The sequence below is a fragment of the Loktanella sp. PT4BL genome, from assembly GCF_003201935.1.
GTDB lineage: Bacteria > Pseudomonadota > Alphaproteobacteria > Rhodobacterales > Rhodobacteraceae > Yoonia.
Window position 1 is genome coordinate 651,139 of sequence record NZ_QJJL01000001.1, and the last position, 21,975, is coordinate 673,113.

Annotated in this window: 18 protein-coding genes and 1 pseudogene; 5 read left to right on the forward strand and 14 right to left on the reverse strand. The window is 58.8% G+C overall.

What is annotated here, in order from left to right; all coding sequences use genetic code 11:
- Positions 1-8: 8 nt before the first annotated feature.
- From C7964_RS03170 to C7964_RS03180, 3 genes are read left to right on the forward strand one after another with little or no spacing between them, the layout of a single operon-like run.
- A complete protein-coding gene (locus tag C7964_RS03170; protein WP_110278205.1) occupies positions 9-770 on the forward strand; it encodes a LamB/YcsF family protein in 762 nt (253 codons plus the stop codon).
- Between the two features lie 8 nt (positions 771-778).
- Positions 779-1,468, forward strand: a complete 690-nt coding sequence (locus C7964_RS03175; protein ID WP_110278206.1) for a 5-oxoprolinase subunit B family protein — start codon at positions 779-781, stop codon at positions 1,466-1,468.
- Entirely contained in the window at positions 1,461-2,462 is a 1,002-nt protein-coding gene (locus tag C7964_RS03180) for a 5-oxoprolinase subunit C family protein (protein ID WP_110278207.1), read from the forward strand. The genes C7964_RS03175 and C7964_RS03180 overlap by 8 nt, the downstream gene beginning before the upstream one ends.
- A 21-nt stretch (positions 2,463-2,483) precedes the next feature.
- Here C7964_RS03180 and ettA read toward each other — a convergent pair whose 3' ends face one another.
- The 11 genes from ettA to C7964_RS03235 form a co-directional block, all read right to left on the reverse strand.
- Positions 2,484-4,139, reverse strand: a complete 1,656-nt coding sequence (gene ettA / locus C7964_RS03185) for an energy-dependent translational throttle protein EttA (RefSeq protein WP_110278208.1) — start codon at positions 4,137-4,139, stop codon at positions 2,484-2,486.
- Between the two features lie 179 nt (positions 4,140-4,318).
- Positions 4,319-5,284 carry a type IV pili methyl-accepting chemotaxis transducer N-terminal domain-containing protein gene (locus tag C7964_RS03190; protein WP_181417094.1) on the reverse strand — a complete coding sequence of 322 codons (966 nt, stop codon included), beginning with the start codon at positions 5,282-5,284 and terminating at the stop codon, positions 4,319-4,321.
- A gap of 285 nt (positions 5,285-5,569) precedes the next feature.
- Positions 5,570-6,643 (reverse strand): BMP family ABC transporter substrate-binding protein, encoded by a 1,074-nt coding sequence (locus C7964_RS03195; protein WP_110278210.1) that lies wholly within the window; start codon positions 6,641-6,643, stop codon positions 5,570-5,572.
- A 30-nt stretch (positions 6,644-6,673) separates the two neighbouring features.
- The gene (locus C7964_RS03200; RefSeq protein ID WP_110278211.1) at positions 6,674-7,588 is read right to left on the reverse strand and encodes an ABC transporter permease; all 915 of its coding nucleotides are present in this window, start codon (positions 7,586-7,588) and stop codon (positions 6,674-6,676) included.
- Positions 7,588-8,664 carry an ABC transporter permease gene (locus tag C7964_RS03205; RefSeq protein ID WP_110278212.1) on the reverse strand — a complete coding sequence of 359 codons (1,077 nt, stop codon included), beginning with the start codon at positions 8,662-8,664 and terminating at the stop codon, positions 7,588-7,590. Before C7964_RS03205 ends, C7964_RS03200 begins: the two co-directional genes overlap by 1 nt.
- A gap of 51 nt (positions 8,665-8,715) precedes the next feature.
- Complete coding sequence (locus C7964_RS03210; protein ID WP_110278213.1) at positions 8,716-10,239, reverse strand: ABC transporter ATP-binding protein; 1,524 nt, start codon at positions 10,237-10,239, stop codon at positions 8,716-8,718.
- Positions 10,236-10,973 (reverse strand): xanthine dehydrogenase accessory protein XdhC, encoded by a 738-nt coding sequence (xdhC, locus tag C7964_RS03215; protein WP_110278214.1) that lies wholly within the window; start codon positions 10,971-10,973, stop codon positions 10,236-10,238. Before xdhC ends, C7964_RS03210 begins: the two co-directional genes overlap by 4 nt.
- The gene (gene xdhB, locus C7964_RS03220; RefSeq protein WP_110278215.1) at positions 10,970-13,303 is read right to left on the reverse strand and encodes a xanthine dehydrogenase molybdopterin binding subunit; all 2,334 of its coding nucleotides are present in this window, start codon (positions 13,301-13,303) and stop codon (positions 10,970-10,972) included. The genes xdhC and xdhB overlap by 4 nt, the downstream gene beginning before the upstream one ends.
- Positions 13,300-14,655: a xanthine dehydrogenase small subunit gene (gene xdhA / locus C7964_RS03225; RefSeq protein ID WP_110278216.1), complete on the reverse strand. Its 1,356-nt coding sequence runs from the start codon at positions 14,653-14,655 to the stop codon at positions 13,300-13,302. The genes xdhB and xdhA overlap by 4 nt, the downstream gene beginning before the upstream one ends.
- A gap of 172 nt (positions 14,656-14,827) precedes the next feature.
- Positions 14,828-15,292 carry an SRPBCC domain-containing protein gene (locus C7964_RS03230; protein ID WP_110278217.1) on the reverse strand — a complete coding sequence of 155 codons (465 nt, stop codon included), beginning with the start codon at positions 15,290-15,292 and terminating at the stop codon, positions 14,828-14,830.
- Entirely contained in the window at positions 15,293-15,628 is a 336-nt protein-coding gene (locus tag C7964_RS03235; RefSeq protein WP_110278218.1) for an ArsR/SmtB family transcription factor, read from the reverse strand.
- A 118-nt stretch (positions 15,629-15,746) separates the two neighbouring features.
- On the opposite strand from C7964_RS03235, the gene dnaE reads away from it, so the two are divergent.
- Complete coding sequence (dnaE, locus tag C7964_RS03240) at positions 15,747-19,244, forward strand: DNA polymerase III subunit alpha (RefSeq protein ID WP_110278546.1); 3,498 nt, start codon at positions 15,747-15,749, stop codon at positions 19,242-19,244.
- Here dnaE and C7964_RS03245 read toward each other — a convergent pair.
- The gene (locus C7964_RS03245; RefSeq protein ID WP_110278219.1) at positions 19,241-19,426 is read right to left on the reverse strand and encodes a hypothetical protein; all 186 of its coding nucleotides are present in this window, start codon (positions 19,424-19,426) and stop codon (positions 19,241-19,243) included. The two genes, dnaE and C7964_RS03245, sit on opposite strands and share 4 nt — an antisense overlap.
- Positions 19,427-19,685: 259 nt before the next feature.
- Here C7964_RS03245 and C7964_RS03250 point away from each other — a divergent pair, with 259 nt between their 5' ends.
- Entirely contained in the window at positions 19,686-20,816 is a 1,131-nt protein-coding gene (locus C7964_RS03250) for a Hint domain-containing protein (protein WP_110278220.1), read from the forward strand.
- 202 nt (positions 20,817-21,018) lie between these two features.
- On the opposite strand, the pseudogene C7964_RS20315 reads toward C7964_RS03250, so the two are convergent.
- A pseudogene (locus C7964_RS20315) lies at positions 21,019-21,633 on the reverse strand (SH3 domain-containing protein); the annotation flags it as partial.
- Positions 21,634-21,673: 40 nt separating this feature from the next.
- Positions 21,674-21,877 carry a SlyX family protein gene (locus tag C7964_RS03255; RefSeq protein WP_110278547.1) on the reverse strand — a complete coding sequence of 68 codons (204 nt, stop codon included), beginning with the start codon at positions 21,875-21,877 and terminating at the stop codon, positions 21,674-21,676.
- Positions 21,878-21,975: the final 98 nt, after the last annotated feature.

Genomic DNA, 21,975 nt, shown 5'->3' on the forward strand with positions numbered 1-21,975 from the left:
CAAAGCCGATGCAGATCGACCTGAACGCCGACCTTGGAGAAGGCTTTGGCCCATGGACCATGGGTGATGACGCCCAGATGCTGTCGCTGGTCACCTCAGCCAGTATCGCCTGCGGGGGCCATGCGGGCGATCCCGAAACGATGTACCGCACGCTGATGCAGGCCAAGAAAAACGGGGTCAATGTGGGTGCGCATCCCGGCTATGCCGACCGCGAAGGTTTTGGCCGCCGCGTGATCCCGATGCCGCCTGATGAGATCGGCCGCATGTGTGCCGCGCAAATCGGTGCACTGATGGGTGTTGCTGCACTGGTCGGGGTGCCAGTGACTTACGTCAAACCACATGGTGCGCTGGGCAATCTGGCGGCGCGGGATCGTGCGACTGCCGATGCGATTGTGGCGGCTGTGCGCAGGGTTGATCCAAAACTGGCGATCCTCGCAATTTCCGGCACCGAAAGCGAAGCGGCGGCGCGGGCGGCAGGTGCGTCTGTATTCTCTGAAATCTTCGCGGATCGGGGGTATCTCGCCTCGGGTCAGCTCGTGCCGCGCAATCATGACGGTGCAATGATCCATGACGCGGACGAAGCGGCGGCGCGCCTGATGTCATTTCTGCAAACCGGACTGATGCCTGTAGTGGATGGCGATCCTATCAAACTTGCAGCCCATTCGATCTGTGTGCATGGTGACAGCCCGGGGGCTGTGGACATGACGCGCGCAATTTCTAACTATCTCACAGCGCAGGCTGTCGCGGTCAGACCGTTTGTCGCGCCCTAAGGATACCTATGGAACCTCGCTTCAAACCTGTTGCCGATCACGCTTTGCTGGTGACTTTCTCTGACGTAATCAGCGAAGAGGCCCATGCAGCTGTTATCGCCCTCGATCAGGCCATCGCAGCTGATGCGCCGGACGGTGTGATTGAGACGGTACCGGCGCTGGTCAATCTTCTGGTGTCGTTTGACCCGATCGAGACGGATCATAGCACCGTTGAAAGCCATCTGCGGACACAGCTTAAAGGTTTGGAGAGCCGGAAGATCATTGGCGTCGACCGGCATGTCCAGGTCTGCTACGAGGGCCCTTTCGCCCCTGATCTGGAAGCGGTCGCCGCGGCAACAGGGCTGTCCCAAGAGGCGGTGATCAATGCGCATCTGGCTGGGGATTTCCATGTTCTAATGTACGGATTTTCGCCCGGATACGCCTATCTGTCCGGCGTGCCCAAGGCGATTCAGGTGCCGCGCAAACCTGCCCCCGTGCGCGGCGTGCCCGCAGGCAGTGTGATTATCGCGGGGCCACAATGCCTGATTACCACGCTGACGATGCCCACGGGCTGGTCGATCATCGGGCGGTCCCCGACGCCGATCTTTACGGGAAACCCCGACCATCCGTTCCTGTTTGATGTGGGCGACAGCGTGGTTTTTGAGCGTGTCGACCTCAAGACCTATGAAGAGCTCTGCAAGGAACAGGTCGATGGCTAGCGCAAAATTCTCTGTCTCATTCGCAGGGCCATTGGTCACAATGCAGGATGCGGGCCGTCCGGGTAACATGCGCTATGGTGTTGCGGCGTCCGGCCCTATGGATCGTCTGGCCTTTGATGCGGCCCATGCGGCACTTGGCAACAAGGCCGGCCTGAACGCGATCGAGATTTCCCTTGGTGGCTTGATGCTGCAATGCACCGAAGGATCGGTCAGCGTGGCGATCACCGGTGGTGATTTTGTCGTGGAACATGCAGGCCAAAAGACAGGTTCATGGACTATCCTGACAATCCGCAAGGGCGAGAAGCTGGCCATCCGTGCGGGCAAGGCCGGCAGTTGGGCCTATCTGGCTTTCGCCGGTGATCTGGCGTCTGAAAAGTGGCTTGGTAGCCAGGCCACCCACGCCTCCTCGGGCTTTGGTGGGGGTGTTGTGCAAGGCGGACAGACGCTGGTCGTGGCAGATGCGGCGGTCCGCGAAGAGCGGGCAGGCGAGATCGCGCAGCCGGAATTTGCGTCTGACGGCGCGATGCGCGTCGTACTCGGGCCGCAGGATCGGTATTTTACAGCTGAGGCACTAGAGCACCTTTTGAGCGCGCCTTTCGCCGTTTCCGATGCCTATGACCGGATGGGAATGCGGCTGAATGGACCGACCCTTGAGATGGAGCATGCTTTGTCGATCCCTTCAGAGCCGATTGTCCGCGGGTCCATTCAGGTATCGGGCGACGGTGCGCCAACGGTGCTGTTGGCCGATCATCAAACCACAGGCGGCTATCCGAAAATAGCGACTGTGATTTCATGTGACACAGACCGGCTGACCCAGCTTCGCGCAGGTCAGAAAATCCGTTTTGCGTCTGTTTCAACGCAGCAAGCTGTTGATGCGGCACGCGACTATGCGCAGCAAAAGGCGCAGTACCTCGCGCAGATTTCCGTCGCGCGGGGCACCTTGGCGCAACGACTGATGCGCGAAAATCTGATCCACGGCTGGGCGGACGATTAACGCGGCATCAATCGGGCGGCTTTAGCGCACGAATTTCTTATGCTTCATCCGCTTCGGCTCAAGCGCATCTGCGCCTAGCCGCGCCTTTTTGTCTTCCTCATAGTCGGTAAACGCGCCTTGGAACCACTCCACATGGGCGTCGCCCTCGAAGGCAAGGATATGCGTGCAAATCCGGTCAAGGAAGAAGCGGTCGTGGCTGATCACCACAGCGCAGCCCGCGAAATCGACCAAGGCGTCTTCGAGCGCGCGGAGCGTTTCCACGTCCAGATCGTTCGTCGGTTCGTCAAGCAGCAGGACGTTGCCGCCGGATTTCAGCAGTTTGGCCATATGTACGCGGTTACGTTCACCGCCAGACAAGAGCCCTACCTTTTTTTGCTGGTCCCCGCCTTTGAAGTTGAAGGCCGAGCAATAGGCGCGAGAGTTCATCGAGGCATCGCCCAGTTCGATAATCTCGGCCCCGCCGGTGATTTCTTCCCAAACCGTGCTGTCGGGGTTCAGCGCGTCACGCGACTGGTCGACGTAAGACAGTTTGACGGTTTCGCCATATTCAACGGTGCCCTCATCAGGCTGGGCCTGACCGGTCAGCATCGAGAACAGAGTGGATTTACCTGCACCGTTCGGGCCGATCACGCCGACGATCCCGCCGGGGGGCAGATCAAAGCTGAGGCCTTCGATCAAGAGCTTGTCGCCCATGGCCTTTTTCAGACCATCCACCGCGATCACCTTGGAGCCCAGCCGTGGACCGTTGGGGATGATGATCTGGGCGCGGCCCATTTTCTCGCGCTCGGACTGGTTGGCCATTTCGTTATAGGCCGCGATCCGTGCCTTGGATTTCGCCTGACGCGCTTTAGCACCTTGGCGCATCCATTCCAGTTCGCGTTGCAGGGTGCGTTGCTTGGATTTGTCGTCCTTTGCTTCGCGCTCCAGCCGCTTGGCTTTGGCCTCAAGCCAGCTTGAATAGTTGCCTTCATGCGGAATGCCAGAGCCGCGGTCGAGTTCCAGAATCCAGCCGGTGATGGCATCAAGGAAATAACGGTCGTGGGTGACGATCAGAATTGTGCCTTTGTAGTCGATCAGGTGCTGTTGCAGCCACGCGATCGTTTCGGCGTCAAGGTGGTTGGTCGGTTCGTCAAGCAGCAGCATATCAGGCGCGTCCAGCAAGAGCTGGCACAGCGCGACACGGCGCTTTTCACCACCCGAAAGCGTGGTGACATCCGCATCATCGGGCGGGCAGCGCAGCGCCTCCATCGAGATGTCGATCTGTGCGTCAAGATCCCAGAGATTCTGGCTGTCGATCTGGTCTTGCAGTTGCGCCATTTCATCGGCGGTTTCTTCCGAGTAGTTCATGGCGACTTCGTTATAGCGGTCAAGGATCGCTTTCTTGTCGGCCACGCCCAGCATGACGTTTTCACGTACGGTCAGGTTCGGGTCGAGTTCCGGCTCCTGCGGCAGATACCCGACACGCGCGCCTTCGGCGGCCCATGCCTCACCGCTGAATTCCTTGTCTTGCCCCGCCATGATGCGCATCAGGGTGGATTTACCGGTGCCGTTCACACCGACGACGCCGATTTTCACGCCGGGCAGAAAGTTCAGACGGATGTTCTCGAAAACCTTTTTCCCGCCGGGATAGGTTTTGGACACGCCGTCCATGAAATAGACGAATTGATTGGCAGCCATGAGGGACGCTCCGCTTGGATAGGGTTTTGCCCTAGATAGCGATGCGATGGGGTAGGGGCAATCGCTGTGCGCGGTTAAAATGTCGTACCAGATGCGCTGTCGCTCATACAGCAGGACCTTCCATGGTTATCAAAATGCCGTTTGTCTGTTTGTGGTCTGTAGGTCTGATGCCGCAGTGCCTAGGATCCGAACCGTGAGGCTTCAGCATAGAGACTGATGACGCTGCCCATCTGGCGGGTCATGTCATTCGCGCCGTAAAACACTGCTTCCAACTGGTCTTGAGAAAGGGCATCACCGGATAGCTGTGCATCGATCGGCTTTTGCATATCGAGCCATGCGGTGCGTACTGCCGCGAGGCTGGCGTCAATCTTGCTCGTGGGGGGAGGTTGAATGCCGAGGCTCGGCATGCCCAGAGACAAAGCACCAATTGAGCTGTTGAAGGCCATGCGGGCAGACCATAGCGCGTCAATGGGGCCGTCGGTGCCGATGCCGGCGTTGGCAAGACAGGCATTCTTTGCAATGTCTTGCGCCAAATACTGCTGCCGTTCGGCGATATCAATCAACAATGCATCGGCCAGCCGGGTTTCAGCAGGATTGAAGTACTGCGCGGCGACCGTCGATACCAGTTGATGGGCAACTTGTAGCAGTTCGGCACTTTGCGCGTTGAGCCGCCGAACATCATCATGCGAGCTGTCACCCTGCACGATCGACAGGGCGTTGATCTGCATCGGTGCCCAGACGTCATTGAATTGGCCGATGGCCGCCAAAGTCATGCGGCGCTCTTCGGCCCCGAAAATACCAAGGCCAGTGTCGCCGAATTCCAACGCATGTGTAATGGCGCTGACTTCTGAAATCGTGGCAGTGAGCATCGGAAGGGCGTCTTCTGTTGCGATTCCGCTTTGCACAAAGCATGCGTCGGCAACAACGCGTTGGCTGAGCATACGCAGTTTACCCGATAGATCGATTCGCCTGTTCGTGTCGGCTTCTCTGGTATGCTCTGTGAATGAAATGCGAAGCGTGCCGTTTTCATAGGTGGCTGTTGTTTGCGCATGTGCTGGCAGGCTGCACGCGACGGCCGCAGCGGCACAGATCACACGGGCATAGGTTGCAATATCGGCAAGACAGGAACTTACAGGACGGGCCATAGATTTCTTCCCTCGGCAGCAGGGCGCAGAAACCCTGGCGATTAACATCAAGGCAAGCGCGGAAGAAAAGCCCCACTTGCCGTACTCATCACATCAGCGGCAAAATACACAAACCGCCTTATACTATGGTTAAAGCTAGCTGTATTTGGGTGTCGCGTCCAAGATTCGTCTGCAAAAAAGGGCGTTATTGCTGGAAACGGTGTGTTGCGCAGTCCAAAATGAACGCGCCAAGTAGAAAAGGCCCCGCCAATGCGGGGCCTTCCTGTTTAGGCTCATTCGATGTCTTTACTGCGGAATTTCAGCAGTGATGCCTTCCACGTAAAAGTTCATACCTGCCAAAGTGCCATCGTCAGCGATTTCACCATCGGCCAGCCATACAGAACCGTCCTGGCGGTTAATCGGGCCGGTGAAGGCGTGATATTCACCGGTGCGCAGGCGCTCGATCAGGTCCTCGGCAGAAGCTTTGATATCGGCAGGAACCGCGTCGGTGATTTCACCGATGCCGACCATGCCCGGGCCAATGCCGTCCCATGTGTCCATGCTTTCCCATGTGCCATCAATCACGGCTTGCGTGCGGGCGATGTAGTAAGGTGCCCAGTCGTCGATGATGGATGATACACGTGGAAAGGGTGCGAATTCCGCCATATCGGATGCCTGACCAAAGGTCACAACATTGCCAGCGGCCTGCGCTGCGGCCTGTGGTGCCGTCGAATCTGTGTGCTGCAGGATCACGTCAGCGCCTTGTTCGATCAGCACATTGGCGGCTTCGGCCTCCTTTGCAGGGTCAAACCATGTGTAAGCCCAGATGATGCGGAATTCGACGTCAGGGTTCACTTCCTGCGCGTGCAGGTAGGCTGCATTGATGCCGCGAATGACTTCTGGGATCGGGTAGGACGCGATGTAGCCGATGATGTTGCTCTCGGTCATCTGGCCCGCAATGTGGCCCTGTACCGCGCGGCCCTCGTAGAAACGTGCCGAATAAGTCGAGACGTTATCAGCGCGCTTATAGCCCGTGGCGTGCTCGAACTTCACGTCAGGGAACTGGGCCGCGACGTTGATCGTTGCATCCATATAGCCGAAGGATGTGGTGAAAATCAGGTCAGCACCCTGTAGCGCCATCTGTGTCATCACACGCTCTGCGTCAGGGCCTTCTGGCACGCTTTCCACGAACACGGTTTCAACCGCATCGCCAAAATGCTCTTCCACAGCTAGACGGGCTTTGTTGTGCTCATATGTCCAGCCGCCGTCGCCGATCGGCCCGACGTAGACAAAGCCAACGGTCGTGGTGTCCTGGGCGGTGGCCCCTGTTGCAAGGCCAAGTGCGAGCGCAGCACTGGCCAGTAGTGTTTTCGTTGTCATGTTTTTCCCCTTGGTGGTCTTGTTGTCGCCTCAACGTGAGGCATGGAAAGATTGGCCCAGTGACCCGGGCGCACGTCCAGCCCGCATAATAACCAGAACCGCGATAGTGGCTAGATAGGGCGCCATAGAAAGATACTCGACCGCAATGGCCGCACCCGCTGCTTGCAGGTTAAGCTGCAACACAGTGACGCCGCCGAACAAATAGGCACCCAGCAAAAGCCGCCCCGGACGCCAGCTTGCAAAGACGACGATGGCCAGCGCGATCCAGCCCGCACCGGCTGTCATGCCTTCGGTCCATTGCGGCACGCGCACAAGGCTGAGGTAGGCGCCACCCAAGCCCGCACAGGCCCCGCCGAACATGATCGCCAGCATCCGTACGCGCACAACGTGATAGCCCAGCGCATGGGCCGCTTCATGGTTCTCACCGACCGCGCGCAGAATCAGCCCTGCACGTGAATAGCGCAAGAACCCCCAGACAGCGGCAACAAGTGCGAGGCCCACATAGACCATGGGATCATGCTGAAAAATAATCGGTCCTATCACAGGAATGTCGCCGAGGACCGGGATATACCAATCCGGAAAGGCGGGCGCCTTGATCCCGATATAACCCTGTCCCATCAAGGCCGACAGCCCCAGCCCGAAGAGCGTCAGCGCAAGGCCGGTTGCCACTTGATTGGACAGCAAGAACTGGGTCAGAAAGCCAAAGATCAGTGAAATAAGCGCACCGCCAAGGGCGGCACCCGCAAAACCTATCCAAGGTGAATTGGTGCCGACCGCCACGACAAAGCCGCAGACAGCCCCGGTGATCATCATCCCCTCGACACCAAGGTTCAGAACGCCGGCACGTTCGACCACCAGCTCGCCAATCGCGGCGAGCATGATCGGCGTTGCGGCGACCATCAGGGAGGCGAGCAAAAGGACGGGGTTGATCGAAGAGAGGTCCATCAGTGCGCCTTTCTTGCCAAGGTGATCCGGTAGTTGGTCAGCACATCCACCGCGAGCAGGAAGAACAACAACATGCCTTGCAGAATCTGGATTGCGGCAATCGGCAGGCCAAGGTTCGACTGGGCAATCTCACCGCCGATATATGTCAGTGCCATCAGACCGCCAGCCAGCAAGATACCGACAGGATGCAAGCGCCCCAGAAACGCTACGATAATCGCGGTAAATCCGTAGCCTACGTTAAAATCGATACTGACCTGCCCGGCAGGTCCCGCAACCTCGAACAAGCCCGCAAGCCCTGCCAAAGTCCCCGAGATCCCCATGCAGATCAGGATCAGCCTGCCCGGGTTCACCCCCGCGAAACGCGCGGCCCGCGGGCTTTGCCCCGAGAGGCGCACGTTGAACCCGAAGATATGTCGCGACAGGGCGATATAGGCAAAAATCACGGCGATCAGCGCCGTAACGACCCCCCAGTGCATGCCCGCCGATTGATTGATCCAGCTTGTGGCGGATGGATACTGCGCAAGGTTCCGGCTGCCGGGAAAGCCCATACCCTCGGGGTTGCGCAACGCACCCAGTGCCATCGAGGCCAGCAGTTGCTCGGCCACGTAAACGAGCATGAGCGACACAAGAATTTCGTTGGTGCCGAATTTGACCCGCAGCAATCCGGGGATCATCGCCCACAACAGCCCGCCCAATGCGCCCGCGACAACCATCAATGGCAGGATGATGAAACTCTCCATCGGATAGAAGGCGAGGCCCACAGCGGCCCCACAAATCGCACCAACAATATACTGCCCCTCGGCCCCGATGTTCCAAATTCCTGCACGAAAGCCAAAGGACAAGCCAATCGCGATCAGCACCAAAGGCGCGCCCTTAATCAAAAGCTGCGGGCGATAGAACCATGCAAACTCTGAAAACAGCGGATCAAAGAAGATGGTACGGATCGTCACCAGCGGGTCTTGGCCAAGGGCCGCGAACAAGACGCCACCAAAGAACATGGTTAAAAGCACCGCGACAATCGGGGTGGCAAAGGTCCACCTTTTTGAGGGTTGCGGGCGCTTTTCCAGCTTAATCATGCGCAGCCCCCTGACTTTCCATGTCCAATCAAACTTCCGCCGGAGGCATCCTTACGCATCAACATGCGCTACCTCCATATCATGGGCTCCACCCAGCATCAGACCGATCTCTTCCACAGTCAGCCCTGCAGCAGGACGCGGCGCTGAAAGCCGCCCTTCGTTCAACGCAGCAAAGCGGTCGGAAATCTCCATCAACTCGTCCAGATCCTGACTGATCACAATCACGGCCGCACCTTTGGCCGCCAGATCCAGCAGCGCCTGCCGGATCGCCGCTGCCGCTGATGCATCAACACCCCATGTCGGCTGGTTCACGACCAGCACCTCGGGGGCTTGCATGATCTCGCGGCCGATTACGAATTTCTGCAGGTTTCCGCCGGACAGTGACCGCGCCGCATTTTGCGGCCCCGGCGTGCGCACGTCAAAAGCGGCAATCACCCCTTCGGCGAATTTCCGTGCTTTGGCCCAATGCAGGAACCCGTTTGTCGTCAGTTTCTCGCGCGTCATGGCTGTCAGGATCGCGTTTTCCGTGAGGCTCATATCAGGTGCCGCGGCATGGCCCATCCGTTCTTCTGGAGCGGCCAGAATGCCGATCTTGCGCCGCGCATTGGGTGCAAGGTTGCCGATGGGCTGGCCCTTATAGTGGATCATTGCCTTTGCTGTCTTCATTTCACCCGATAGAGCCGCGACCAGCTCATCCTGCCCATTACCGGCAACGCCACCAATCCCCAGCACCTCGCCCTTGCGCACCTCCAGGACGATATCCCGCAAAGGCGTGCCAAAACGATGCGGTGCTTTCGCGCTCAGGTTCTTGAGTGCCAGAACGGTTTCACCTGCAGGCTTGTCTTCTTTGTGCGGCACATGCAGCGTGCTGCCCACCATCAGTTCTGCCATATCCCGCGCCGAGGTCGTGCGCGGATCACAGGTGCCGACGACCTGCCCCAGCCGCAGGACCGTGGCATTGTCACACAGTGCGCGAATTTCTTCGAGCTTGTGTGAGATATAGAGAATCGCCGTGCTTTCGCGGCTGAGCTTGCGCAGCGTTTCGAAAAGGATTGCCACCTCTTGCGGGGTAAGGACCGATGTCGGCTCATCCATGATCAAAAGCTTGGGGTCCTGCAAAAGGCAGCGAATAATCTCGACCCTTTGGCGCTCGCCTGCAGACAGCTCTCCTACGATCCTGTCCGGATCAAGCGGCAGACCGTATTGATCCGATACCTGCCGCACCTGTGCTGCAATCTCGGCCTGGGGCGGCGGGTTTTCCATGCCAAGCGCGATGTTCTCGGCCACGTTCATCGCATCAAAAAGCGAGAAATGCTGGAACACCATCGCAACGCCTGCCGCACGGGCCGCGCGGGGTTCGGCGGGCTGGAAGGGTTCGCCCTCCAATGTCATCGTCCCGCTGTCAGGTTTGACCAATCCGTAGATGGTTTTGACCAGTGTCGATTTGCCGGCCCCGTTCTCGCCCAAGAGTGCGTGGACTTCACCGCGCCCGATATCAAAGGAGACGTCCTTGTTGGCGACAACACCGGGATAGGCTTTGGTCAGCCCCCATAAGCGCAACAGCGGTTCCGTCATGCAGTGCGCTCCCTTGTCTGGCGTGCCTGAGGGCTAATCATCGCAGTTGCGACGCCAAGTGCAATCGCCGCAGGGTGTTTTCCAAGTGCGGGATCCCCGATTGGACACGCGATGCGCGAGATTTGGGCGGGCGTATGCCCCAATGCCGCGAGGCGCGACCTGAATCGCGCCCATTTCGTCGCAGATCCGATCAATCCTGCACTGTGAAAGTCGTGGTTCAGCAGCGCGTGGCAGAGGGCGAGGTCGATTTCATGGCTATAGGTAAGAATCAGGTGATCGGCATTAGTGGGGGCATGTTTCACAATCAGGGCAGGGTCTTTGGCGACAAGAGTTGTGACATCGGTCTCCGGAAAGCGTTCCGGGCCTGTATCCACCCAAGTGATCTCAAAATCCGGCAAAGGTGCCATCACGTTGACCAGAGCGCGCCCGACGTGCCCTGCGCCATAAATCCAGAGCGGACGGGCAGGGGGGGTGGTCATCGCTTCCGCCTCTTCCCACAACAGGCTGACCGATCCGCCGCAGCACTGGCCGAGTGCGGGGCCCAGCGGTACTGTTGCATTATGGCTTTGCCGTCCATCGCGCAGCATCCGGCGTGCTTCGGCCATCGCCTCCCATTCCAGCGTGCCGCCCCCGATGGTCCCTTCGCTCCGGTCCGCCCAAACCAGCATCTGCGTGCCTGCCTCACGCGGCACGGACCCCGCGGTTTTCGTCACCGTGATGCGAATTGCCGTCATGCGCGCGCCCTGTTCACAGCGCGCAGCACTTCTTCGGCGGTCGCAGGGGCCTGCAGGTCAGGGTAGGCGTTGCCGCAGGCGGCAACCGCATCCGATAACGCGAGAAACGCTGAAGTGCCCAGCATGAAAGGCGGCTCACCCACCGCTTTGGAGCGGTAGATCGTCTGGGCGGGGTTCGGTTGATCCCAAAGAGCCACGTTGAACACATCGGGCCGGTCCGAACAGACGGGTATCTTATAGGTCGCAGGCGCATGGGTACGCAGGCGCCCCTTGTCGTCCCAGACCAGCTCTTCGGTGGTCAGCCACCCGGCACCTTGGACATAGCCGCCTTCGACCTGCCCGATATCCAGTGCGGGGTTCAGCGATGCGCCCGCATCATGCAAGATATCGGTGCGCAGGATGCGGTTTTCCCCTGTCAGCGTGTCGATCACCACCTCTGTCACCGCAGCGCCTTGGGCAAAATAGAAGAACGGCGTACCGGTGCCCTTGATGCGGTCCCATGCCAGATCGGGGGTTTTGTAAAATCCGGTCGCGGAGAGGCTGACGCGGTTCAGGTACGCGGTCTGCGCTGCTTCGGCGAAACTCATTTGCGCGGCACCGACAAAGACACGACTGTTCTCAAAGCGCACGCTGGCGGCATCCGTCTGGTGCAGTTCCGCCAGACAGGCCGCAATCCGGTCACGAATGATATCGCAGGCATTGGCCACCGCCATCCCGTTCAGGTCTGTGCCCGATGACGCCGCCGTGGCCGAGGTGTTGGGCACCTTGCCCGTATCCGTGGCGGTGATCTTGATCGCCGAAACGTCTATGCCAAAGCGGTGGGCGGCGACTTGCGCCACCTTCTGAAACAGCCCTTGGCCCATTTCCGTCCCGCCGTGGTTCATATGCACCGAGCCGTCCTGATAAACATGCACCAGCGCGCCCGCCTGATTGAGGTGGGTCAGCGTGAAGGAAATACCGAATTTCACAGGGCTGAAGGCGATGCCTTTCTTGAGGACCTCATGGCCCGCGTTCCACTCGGCGATGGCGGCGCGGCGGGCGTGATAGTTGGATGACGCCAGCAGCGCCTCGGTCATCTCATGCAGGATGAAGTCCTTGACGGGCATATGGTAGGGCGTCGTCTGAACGGCGGGTTTTGGCGAATGCTCCGCGCCAAATCGTTTGCCGGTTCCCGGCCCTTCGGCCTGCATTCCGGCATAGTAATTGCGCTGACGCACCACGACAGGATCAAGGCCCAGTTCGGCCGCTATATGATCCATCACCCGCTCGATCCCCAAAACCCCCTGCGGGCCGCCAAAGCCGCGAAAGGCGGTGGCGGACTGTGTATTGGTCTTGAGCCTGTGCGAAGTGATCCGCGCGGCAGGCAGATGATAGGCGTTGTCGGCATGCAGCATCGCGCGGTCGGCCACGGGGAGTGACAGATCAAGCGCCCAACCGCACCGCGTCATCTGGGTGAAATCAACGCCTGTGAGGCGCCCCTCACCATCAAAGCCTGCGTCATAGGTGATCCTGAAATCGTGCCGCTTGCCGGTGATCATCATGTCATCGTCACGGTCATAGCGCATTTTGCATGGCTTGCCTGTCAGCCGCGCGGCCACGGCGCAACCCACCGCGAGCGCGTTGCCCTGGCTCTCTTTGCCGCCGAACCCGCCCCCCATGCGGCGTACTTCACAGCGCACAGCATGCATCGGAACGCCCAGTGCCTCAGCCACCTTATGCTGGATTTCAGTGGGGTGCTGGGTCGAACTCTGCACGACCATGTCCCCGCCTTCCTGCGGCAGGGCCAAGGCGGCCTGACCTTCAAGGTAGAAGTGTTCCTGCCCGCCCATGTTGATGGTGCCCGTGATGCGATGTGGCGCGGTGTTCAGGGCGCTTTCCACATCACCTTTGGTCCAGATGCGGGGGCCGTCTTCAAAGCGGCTATCGGCGGCGATCGCATCGTCGATTGTCAGGATCGGCGTTTCTTCGGCATAGTCGATGGTCGCCAACCGCGCAGCCTTGCGCGCCGCCAGATGCGACTGTGCGACCACCATAAAGAGGGGTTGTCCGTAATAATGCACACGCCCCGTCGCCAGCAGCGGCTCGTCATGTGCCGATGGCGAGACATCATTGGCGAAGGGCAGGTCATCTGCCGTCAGCACAGCGACAACACCGGCGGCGCTCTTCACCTTTTCAAGGTTCATCGCGCGAACGGTGCCGCAGGCGATCTCGGCCATGCCAAAAGCCAGATGCAACGTGCCGGCCGGTGTCGGGATATCGTCGATGTAACGCGCAGTTCCCGTCACATGCAGGGTCGCGGCATCATGGGGGAGGGGGGTGGCAACGCTCATGCTTTCACCTCCAAAACAGAGGTGGCCTGACCGCTGAGGTCCGCAAAATAGCGCTGGAGCAGGTTCTGCGCGAGCTTCAGGCGGTAATTCGCGCTGGCGCGCATGTCGGACATGGGCGTGTAGTCCTGCGCGAAGAGGCCAGCGGCATCTGCGATTGTCGCTGATGTCCACGGCTGGCCGATGAGCGCCGCCTCAACCCCATGCGCGCGGTGCGGGGTGCCCGCCATGCCGCCAAAGGCGATGCGTGCCTCGCTGACAACGCCGTCTACAACAGTGACATTGAAGCAGCCGCAAACCGCTGAAATATCCTGATCGAAGCGTTTCGAGATTTTATAGCAGCGCAGCGCTGGTGCGTTCTTGGGCAGCGTCACGCCGGTCACCAGCTCGCCCGGGGCGCGGTCCTGCTTACCGTAGGCGATGAAGAAATCCTCGATTGGCAGATCACGCGTCTTGGTGCCGTGGCGCAGGTGCAAGGTGGCGCCAAGTGCGATGAGCGCGGGTGGATTGTCGCCGATGGGCGAGCCGTTCGCGATATTCCCGCCGATGGTCGCCGCATTGCGCACCTGCTCGGAACCATAACGCCTGATCATTTCGGCATAAGAGGGGTGTGTTTTGCGGATGGTCGCGAGAACTTCGGTCATTGTGACGGCAGCCCCGAAATGAATGCCGTCCTGTGTTTTGGTAATCTCGCGCAGCGATGCACAGCGGTTCAGGAAAGCGACTTTGGGCAGGTCCCGCAGCTGCTTGGTGACCCAGAGGCCGACATCCGTCGCACCCGCAATCAGCGTCGCGTCAGGGTTGGAGGCGTACCAGTCGGCCAACGCATCCAAGGTTTCCGGCGCGTATGGGACGCCATCAACAGCGGGGGTCTCATCCCTGATCCATGCGGGCACCTGTGCGGTTTCCGCCGCCTGCGCCGCCCGAACGATTGGCGCATAGCCGGTGCAGCGGCACAGGTTACCAGCCAGCACATCGTTGTGATCGGCGCGCCCTTGCAGGTGCCCAGTTGCCATCGCGGCAATAAACCCCGGCGTACAAAACCCGCATTGCGATCCGTGATGGTCGATCATCGCCTGCTGGACAGGGTGCAGTGTGCCATCCGGCGCGCTGATCCCTTCAACAGTGCGCACGGCTTTGCCATGCAATTGCGGCAAGAAGAGAATACATGCATTGAGTGCTTTCGCGCCGTCCGCGTCCGTGACCATGACAGTGCAGGCCCCGCAATCGCCCTCGTTACAGCCTTCCTTGGTGCCGCAAAGACCCTGATCCTCGCGCAGCCATTCTAGCAGGGTGCGGGTCGGCTCCGCTTCCACCTGCACGGTTTCCCCGTTGAGAAGAAACGTGACGTTCATGATTTAAACCCGTCGCCTTACCGAATGTCTGTCAGGGCGCTACGATGTCGATGCGACGTAGACATCAGCCCTTTTCCACACGTCATGAAACCCGTGTCGGGATCGTTTGGCAAGGCATTTTACAAGAACCCTGCGGGATAAGTCGGCAGATGCCTATTCTGGTGGCAGTTGGCTAGGTCGATTGCCCAATGCTTTGGGCAAAGCTTGTCAGGGTTTCCAATGCGCCCGCCCAGCCATGTTGTACTTCATCAAGCGTATCGGGACCAGAGAAGGACGAGACTGCTACGGTGATGTTCAATGCGGTTTGCGCGCCCTTACTTTCCAGCAGATAGGTGACAAGACTTGTAGACACGGCTTCACCGCCGAAAATCAGAGTCTCCGTAAACACGGCGCGTTCCGGTGCTGCCAGATTGTACCAGCGGGTTTCCACAAGAAACTCGGGCGCATCAACAGGCCCGAACCGGTGCACATCCACTCCGCCTACACGCAGATCGGCGGCATCGGTCTCCAAAAGGGTAGATGCATCCGGCCCGTTCCATTTCTCGCGCTCTTTGGCATCTGTCAGAACCTGCCAAAGCCGGTCCGCTGGCAGAGGAAGCAAACGGTGCATGTCGAATGATTTTGTATCAAGTGGCATCTAAATATCCTTTTCGTCTGCCGCGATCTTATGGGCCAGTGCATCGAGGTTGTTCATCCGGTTCTCCCAAATCTCGCGTTGCCACGCGAGCCAGCCCTGTGCGGCAATCAGCGGAGCTGCCTCGATGTGGCAGGTGCGCACACGACCCTTCTTGATGGACCGGACGATTCCAGTGTCTTCGAGCACCTTGAGATGCCGCATGAATGTGGGCAGCGCCATTTTGTGCGGTGCGTGCAATTCGCTGACACTGGCAGGGCCGGAAGCCAGCCGCTCAATGACAGCGCGGCGGGTTGGATCGGCCATCGCGCCGAAGAAGGAATCAAGTTGCTTCGTCATGTGGGTGAGATTTCACCGGCAAGCACCGATTGTCAATAAAGTTAGTCAATCGGCTAAGTGATGAGCAATGGCACGCTTCCGCGCTTGCAGCGCCGCGGGCTTTCGCTACCTTGCGTCTATGAGCTCTGATCCCCGATTCATCCACCTGCGCGTTCACACCGAGTATTCGTTGTTGGAAGGTGCGATCCCGACCAAAAAACTGCCTGACATGATTGCGGCGATGGGAATGCCTGCTGTCGCAGTGACGGATAGCAATAACATGTTCTGCGCGCTGGAATTTTCCGAAGGGGCATCCAAGGCAGGGGTGCAACCGATCATCGGTTGTCAGCTGGATGTGACGTATCTTGCCGCAGAACCGGGTAAACGGCCTGAACTTCCCGCACCGATCGTGCTGCTGGCGCAATCCGAAGCGGGCTATATGAACCTGATGAAGCTGAACTCTTGCGCCTATCTGGATGCGCAGGGCCAGTTGCCGCAGGTCACGCTTGAAGAACTGGCGCAATACCACACGGGTCTGATCTGTTTGTCAGGTGGCCCCGATGGGCCAGTGGGCCGTCTGCTGCGGCAAGGCCAGCGGCCCAAAGCCGAAGCATTCCTCGACAGGCTGGCCGCAATCTATCCCGACCGGCTCTATGTCGAACTCCAGCGGCACCCCGGTGATGGCTTGCCCGAGGCCGAGCGTTTGTCAGAGCGTGGTCATATCGAGATGGCCTATGCCAAGAACCTGCCACTGGTGGCCACCAATGACGTCTATTTCCCCAAAACCGAACTCTACGAAGCGCACGACGCGCTGATCTGCATCGCTGAAGGTGCCTATGTCGATCAGCAAGAGCCGCGTCGCCGTTTGACACCGCAGCACTATCTGAAATCACCGCAAGAGATGGCGACGCTCTTTGCCGATTTGCCCGAGGCGATTGAAAACACCGTCGAAATTGCCAGGCGCTGTGCCTTCAAGGCATATAAGCGCGCGCCGATCCTGCCGAAATTTGCCGATGATGAGGTCGCGGAATTGCGCCGTCAGGCGCAAGAGGGACTGAAAGCGCGTCTTGCCGTCATCCCGCATGCAGCCGATGTGGCCGAATATGAAAAGCGGCTCGAATTCGAGCTTGGGATCATCGAAGGTATGGGGTTTCCCGGTTACTTCCTGATCGTGGCCGACTTTATCAAATGGGCCAAGGATCAGGGGATTCCCGTGGGGCCGGGCCGTGGTTCTGGCGCGGGGTCCCTTGTGGCTTATGCGCTGCTGATTACCGATCTTGATCCTCTGCGCTATTCGCTTCTGTTTGAACGGTTCTTGAACCCTGAACGTGTGTCGATGCCTGACTTTGATATCGACTTTTGCATGGACCGCCGCGAAGAGGTGATCCGCTATGTGCAGGATAAATACGGACGCGACAAAGTAGGACAGATCATCACCTTCGGTGCGCTGCTGTCCAAGGCCGCCGTGCGGGACGTGGGCCGCGTGCTGCAGATGCCCTACGGGCAGGTGGACCGTCTGTCGAAGATGATCCCTGTGGAAGGGGTGAAACCGGTTTCCATCGAAAAGGCGCTGGCCGATGAACCGCGTTTGCGCGAAGAGGCCAAGAATGAAGAGGTTGTCGACCGCCTGCTGACCTATGCCCAGCAGGTCGAAGGACTGTTGCGCAACGCCTCAACCCACGCGGCGGGTGTCGTTATTGGCGACCGTCCGCTGGACGAACTGGTGCCGCTCTATCAGGATCCGCGATCAGACATGCCCGCAACCCAGTTCAATATGAAATGGGTCGAACAGGCGGGGCTGGTTAAATTCGACTTTCTGGGCCTGAAAACCCTGACTGTCATCCAGAACGCGGTGGAACTGGTGAAAAAGACTGGCCGCCCGCTGAATGTCGCGGCGGATGGCACCAAGCTTTATGATGCGCCTGAAGGTTTTGAATACGACATCGGGGCGATCCCGCTGGATGACGAAAAATCCTATGCGCTTTATTCCAGCGCCAAGACAACGGCTGTGTTTCAGGTGGAATCCAGCGGTATGATGGATGCGCTCAAGCGCATGAAACCAAACTGTATCGAGGATATCGTGGCGCTTGTGGCGCTTTATCGCCCCGGCCCGATGGAGAACATTCCGACCTACTGCGAGGTCAAGAACGGCCAAAGGGAACTGGAGTCGATCCACCCTTCGATTGACCATATTCTCAAGGAAACCCAAGGTATCATCGTCTATCAGGAACAGGTGATGGAGATCGCGCAGGTCATGGCGGGCTACAGCCTTGGCGGTGCGGATTTGCTGCGCCGCGCGATGGGTAAAAAGATCGCCGAGGAAATGGCCAAGGAGCGTCCGAAATTCGAAGAGGGCGCCAAGGCCAACGGGGTTGAGCCCAAGAAAGCCCGCGAGGTTTTCGACCTGCTCGAAAAATTCGCCAACTACGGTTTCAACAAATCCCATGCTGCGGCCTATGCGGTGGTCAGTTATCAAACCGCGTGGCTGAAAGCGAACCATCCGGTCGAGTTCATGGCCGGTGTGATGAACTGCGATATCCATCTGACCGACAAGCTGGGCGTGTATTTTCAGGAGGTCAAGAAAGGCCTTGGGATTGAATACACCCCGCCTTGTGTAAACCGCTCTCAGGCGACGTTTGATGTGAAAGATCAAAAGCTTGTCTATGCGCTGGGCGCGTTGAAGAACGTTGGCGTCGAGGCGATGAAGCTGGTCGTCGCAGGGCGCGGGGACCGCGAATTTGTGAACCTGTTCGATTTTGCGCGCCGTTGTGATCTCAAGCGCGTTGGCAAACGGTCACTCGAAATGCTGGCGCGGGCAGGGGCCTTTGATGTGCTGGATTCGAACCGCCGCCGCGTGATGATGAGCCTTGATGCGCTGACCGCCTATTCCGCGGCGATTCATGACCAGAAATCCTCAAATCAGGTTTCGCTCTTCGGGGATGCGGGCGAGGATTTGCCGGAACCACGGCTGATGGATGGCGCAGACTGGTTGCCTGCCGAGCGGCTTGCCGAAGAGTTCAAGGCCATCGGTTTCTATCTATCGGGTCATCCGCTGGATGACTATATGGGCGCGCTCAAGCGCAAGCAGATTTTGACGCTGGACGAAGTGATCGCCAAGGCCGAGCGCGGGGCATGTGTGGTGAAGATGGCTGGTACCGTGTCAGGCCGGCAGGAACGTAAATCGGCGCGCGGCAACCGCTTTGCCTTCGCGCAACTGTCTGATCCGACCGGCCAATATGAGGTGACGCTGTTTTCAGATGTCCTGGAAAACGCCCGTGAATTCCTTGAGACTGGCAGTCAGGTCGTCCTGACATGTGAGGCCACGATGGAGGCGGATCAACTCAAGCTCTTGGGGCGCTCGGTAGGGCCTGTGGATGCGGTGGTCGCCGATGCAGGAGGTGCGGGTTTGCGGGTGTTTATTGATGGGCCCGAAGTCATCGGTTCGGTTGCCACAGTGCTTGAGAATGCTTCCAAGGGGGCTGTGCGTGCCGCGCGGGGGCCGATTTATTTTTGCCTGATGCGCGACGATCTCCCCGGTGAGGTCGAGCTTGATCTTGGCGAAGAATTTCCGGTCAATCCACAAATCAAAGGCGCGCTGCGGAGCTTGGGCGGCGTCATTGAAGTGGAAGACGCCTAGGCAAAGGGATCAAGCCTTGCGATAGCTTTCGCATGATTGATCACACAATAGTTCCTGCGTTCCTCTTCGAATTCAGGAATGGCGGCGCTGAGTGCAGCCATATCTTTGACTGCCAGAACCATCGCTTCGCCACCTTCGCCGCCGAATTCCTTGGTTTCTGCGGTTGTGAAAACGATGCCCATGACAATCTTGCTGGCCGGAAAAAGTTCGACCGGATGCGTCTGGCCAAGAGCTTGAATCCGTGGACTTAACCGTTCAGAGGTTTCCCTAGGTAAAGTAACAATAGGCATTTTTTGACCCTATTCGTGCTTGCGCTGGAAAAAATGTGGCAGATTAGCGCGCTGTTTATCTCTTTTAGTCTAGGATAGTTCCACGGCTCCTTAACATGGTCTAAATTAAATGTAATAGCCTGCAAAACGTATTTTTAATCAGGTAGCCGCGATGCCATTTCTTTTTGACTGGACAACCTTTTCAAGTCCGAACGGGACCACGACCCTCACCAATACGTCTGGGCCGGGGATAGGAAATACAACGACGTTTACGTCGACGGCATCAAGCTCGGGCGGCGCCAACAATCCGGGCTATTTCGGCAACTTTGGTGGGTCGATTTTTGCTCAGCGGGTCCCCGCAGGAGAATCGTCCAACCTCACCTTGGATTTCGATGACGGTGTCAAGAATCTGTCTTTCGAAATTTTCGACCTCGATGCGCTTGCCAATGGATGGTCGGATGTCGTGACGATCACGGCCTTGGATGCAAATGGCAATCCGGTTACGCCGATTTTTTCGAATTTGGAGAGTTATCACGTCCTGCTGGACCCAAATACAGTCGCTGCGACCGATACCAGTTCTGCTGACGTTGACGGCCCTGGTGCCGCGGACTCCATTTCGGTGACCTTCGGCTCGCCCGTTGTCAGCGTGGTGATCTCGTTTTCGGGTAACAGCAGTAACGGGATTCGGTCAGGCGCGATCGGTTTGGGCGATTTTACGGGCGACATCGTCTGTTTTGCGCATGACACGCTGATTGACACGAAAGACGGCAAGGTTGCAGTGCAGGACCTCTGCGTGGGGGATCTTGTGCGCACAAAGGATAATGGCCTGCAGCCGATTCGTTGGATCGGGTCGCGGACCATTGATGCCGTCGGCCGCTTCGCACCGATCGTGATTGCCGCAGATGTGCTTGGAAACGACAGGCCGCTTGTCCTGTCGCCGCAGCACCGCGTGTTACTGGGTGGCTGGCAGGCCGAGTTGTTGTTCGGCGTCGCTGAGGTGCTGGTGGCGGCAAAGCATCTGGTTGATGACAAGAGGATCCTGCGCCGCGAAGGGGGCACGGTGACCTATTTCCACATGATGTTCGATCAGCACGAAATCGTCTATGCTGATGGCGCCCCTTGTGAGAGCTTCCACCCAGGACATGTGGGCATTTCCGGCATGGATGATGCGCAACGGGACGAGATATTCGCGCTGTTTCCAGAGCTGGAACAGGATTTCGCCGAGTTCGGACCACTGGCACGTATGAGCCTGAAGTCCGCTGAAGGCCGCATGATTGCGCAGATGATCCATCTCGAACAATAGCTGGATTGCGCCTCGATAGTGTGGTGCCGCTTTTCTGCAAGAGGCACCATGACGTCCATGCCATTTCGCGCGAAGGATGATCAGAGACGCGTAACGTTCCCTTGGGTCGGACCGGAGGTGTGGCTTGACCGCTGGCTTCGACAAGAAAGTCACCTGCGGCCCAGCCCTCAATGCCGGGATCAGCCAGCGTCGCGACCTTGCACCAGCGCCGTCCTTCGGCCATGCGGCAACCTAGGTTGCGCAGGATCTGACCGTTGGACAGGCGGGCGAGACGGTCCGCCCCCACGGACGGACCCCCGCGCAGGTTCAGCGTACTGCCGGACGTCGCGACCTGATAGAAATCGGGTCCGCCCTGCAGCCCGTCGGCAAAATCCCCCTGGACAACGGCGCCTGTGTCGCCACTGATGTCGATGGTCAGCGTATAGTCAGATACTTCACCCCGCCGCGCGGCGCTGCGCATCATATAGACCGAGACCGTATATTCGCCCGATAGAGGCAGGGCCCCGTCGAAGGCATTCAGCTCTGGCGTCATCTGACTAACAGCCAATGCTTGATCCCCGGGGCCAGTACCGGGAGTGTAGAGATTGAAATACGTGGCCAGATTTGAAGGAATGAGAGTGATGCGCATACGTTGGCTGGCCTCGGCCCCGATTTTGTAGAGGACGACTTCACGCCCTGTGATCGTGTCGGTGATCGTCGTGCCAGAGCTTCCGGCAGCAAAGCGGACTTGCACGGTCCGCATGTCTTCTTGGGCCGTAGCGCTTACCGGAGCCAACAAGTTCAGCGCGGAGGCGAGAAAACAAGAGATGGCTCTCATGGCCCAGTTCTCCAAAACCCGCCCCGATGGGGTTCAGCCTCTACCAGTGCGGCGGCCGCTGGTCGGCCAGGGGGACCGTGCCGCCCGCGTCCATTTCACGCCCTGCTTCGCGTTCCATCAGCATCGCCAAACGCCGTTGCGCCACAGCCAATTCGGTTTCCTGACGGGCGACGATATCCGACAGATCCTCGACCGTGCGGGTCAGGTGGGCAATCTTTTCTTCAAGGTGCGTGATGCTTGTCATGGCCGCATCATAGCGCTGCAACGATGCCGCGAAAAGGGCCGTGCCGCGGATTGTGTCAGCGATCGGAATTTGAGTATTTTTGGCAAGATGATGACAGG

What these genes read in the sequence shown, in the direction of transcription:
- C7964_RS03170 (WP_110278205.1), top strand. Translation starts at nt 9, where the DNA reads ATGCAGATCGACCTGAACGCCGACCTTGGAGAAGGCTTTGGCCCATGG.
- C7964_RS03175 (WP_110278206.1), top strand. Translation starts at nt 779, where the DNA reads ATGGAACCTCGCTTCAAACCTGTTGCCGATCACGCTTTGCTGGTGACT.
- C7964_RS03180 (WP_110278207.1), top strand. Translation starts at nt 1,461, where the DNA reads ATGGCTAGCGCAAAATTCTCTGTCTCATTCGCAGGGCCATTGGTCACA.
- ettA (WP_110278208.1), bottom strand. Translation starts at nt 4,139, where the DNA reads ATGGCTGCCAATCAATTCGTCTATTTCATGGACGGCGTGTCCAAAACC.
- C7964_RS03190 (WP_181417094.1), bottom strand. Translation starts at nt 5,284, where the DNA reads ATGGCCCGTCCTGTAAGTTCCTGTCTTGCCGATATTGCAACCTATGCC.
- C7964_RS03195 (WP_110278210.1), bottom strand. Translation starts at nt 6,643, where the DNA reads ATGACAACGAAAACACTACTGGCCAGTGCTGCGCTCGCACTTGGCCTT.
- C7964_RS03200 (WP_110278211.1), bottom strand. Translation starts at nt 7,588, where the DNA reads ATGGACCTCTCTTCGATCAACCCCGTCCTTTTGCTCGCCTCCCTGATG.
- C7964_RS03205 (WP_110278212.1), bottom strand. Translation starts at nt 8,664, where the DNA reads ATGATTAAGCTGGAAAAGCGCCCGCAACCCTCAAAAAGGTGGACCTTT.
- C7964_RS03210 (WP_110278213.1), bottom strand. Translation starts at nt 10,239, where the DNA reads ATGACGGAACCGCTGTTGCGCTTATGGGGGCTGACCAAAGCCTATCCC.
- xdhC (WP_110278214.1), bottom strand. Translation starts at nt 10,973, where the DNA reads ATGACGGCAATTCGCATCACGGTGACGAAAACCGCGGGGTCCGTGCCG.
- xdhB (WP_110278215.1), bottom strand. Translation starts at nt 13,303, where the DNA reads ATGAGCGTTGCCACCCCCCTCCCCCATGATGCCGCGACCCTGCATGTG.
- xdhA (WP_110278216.1), bottom strand. Translation starts at nt 14,655, where the DNA reads ATGAACGTCACGTTTCTTCTCAACGGGGAAACCGTGCAGGTGGAAGCG.
- C7964_RS03230 (WP_110278217.1), bottom strand. Translation starts at nt 15,292, where the DNA reads ATGCCACTTGATACAAAATCATTCGACATGCACCGTTTGCTTCCTCTG.
- C7964_RS03235 (WP_110278218.1), bottom strand. Translation starts at nt 15,628, where the DNA reads ATGACGAAGCAACTTGATTCCTTCTTCGGCGCGATGGCCGATCCAACC.
- dnaE (WP_110278546.1), top strand. Translation starts at nt 15,747, where the DNA reads ATGAGCTCTGATCCCCGATTCATCCACCTGCGCGTTCACACCGAGTAT.
- C7964_RS03245 (WP_110278219.1), bottom strand. Translation starts at nt 19,426, where the DNA reads ATGGGCATCGTTTTCACAACCGCAGAAACCAAGGAATTCGGCGGCGAA.
- C7964_RS03250 (WP_110278220.1), top strand. Translation starts at nt 19,686, where the DNA reads ATGCCATTTCTTTTTGACTGGACAACCTTTTCAAGTCCGAACGGGACC.
- C7964_RS03255 (WP_110278547.1), bottom strand. Translation starts at nt 21,877, where the DNA reads ATGACAAGCATCACGCACCTTGAAGAAAAGATTGCCCACCTGACCCGC.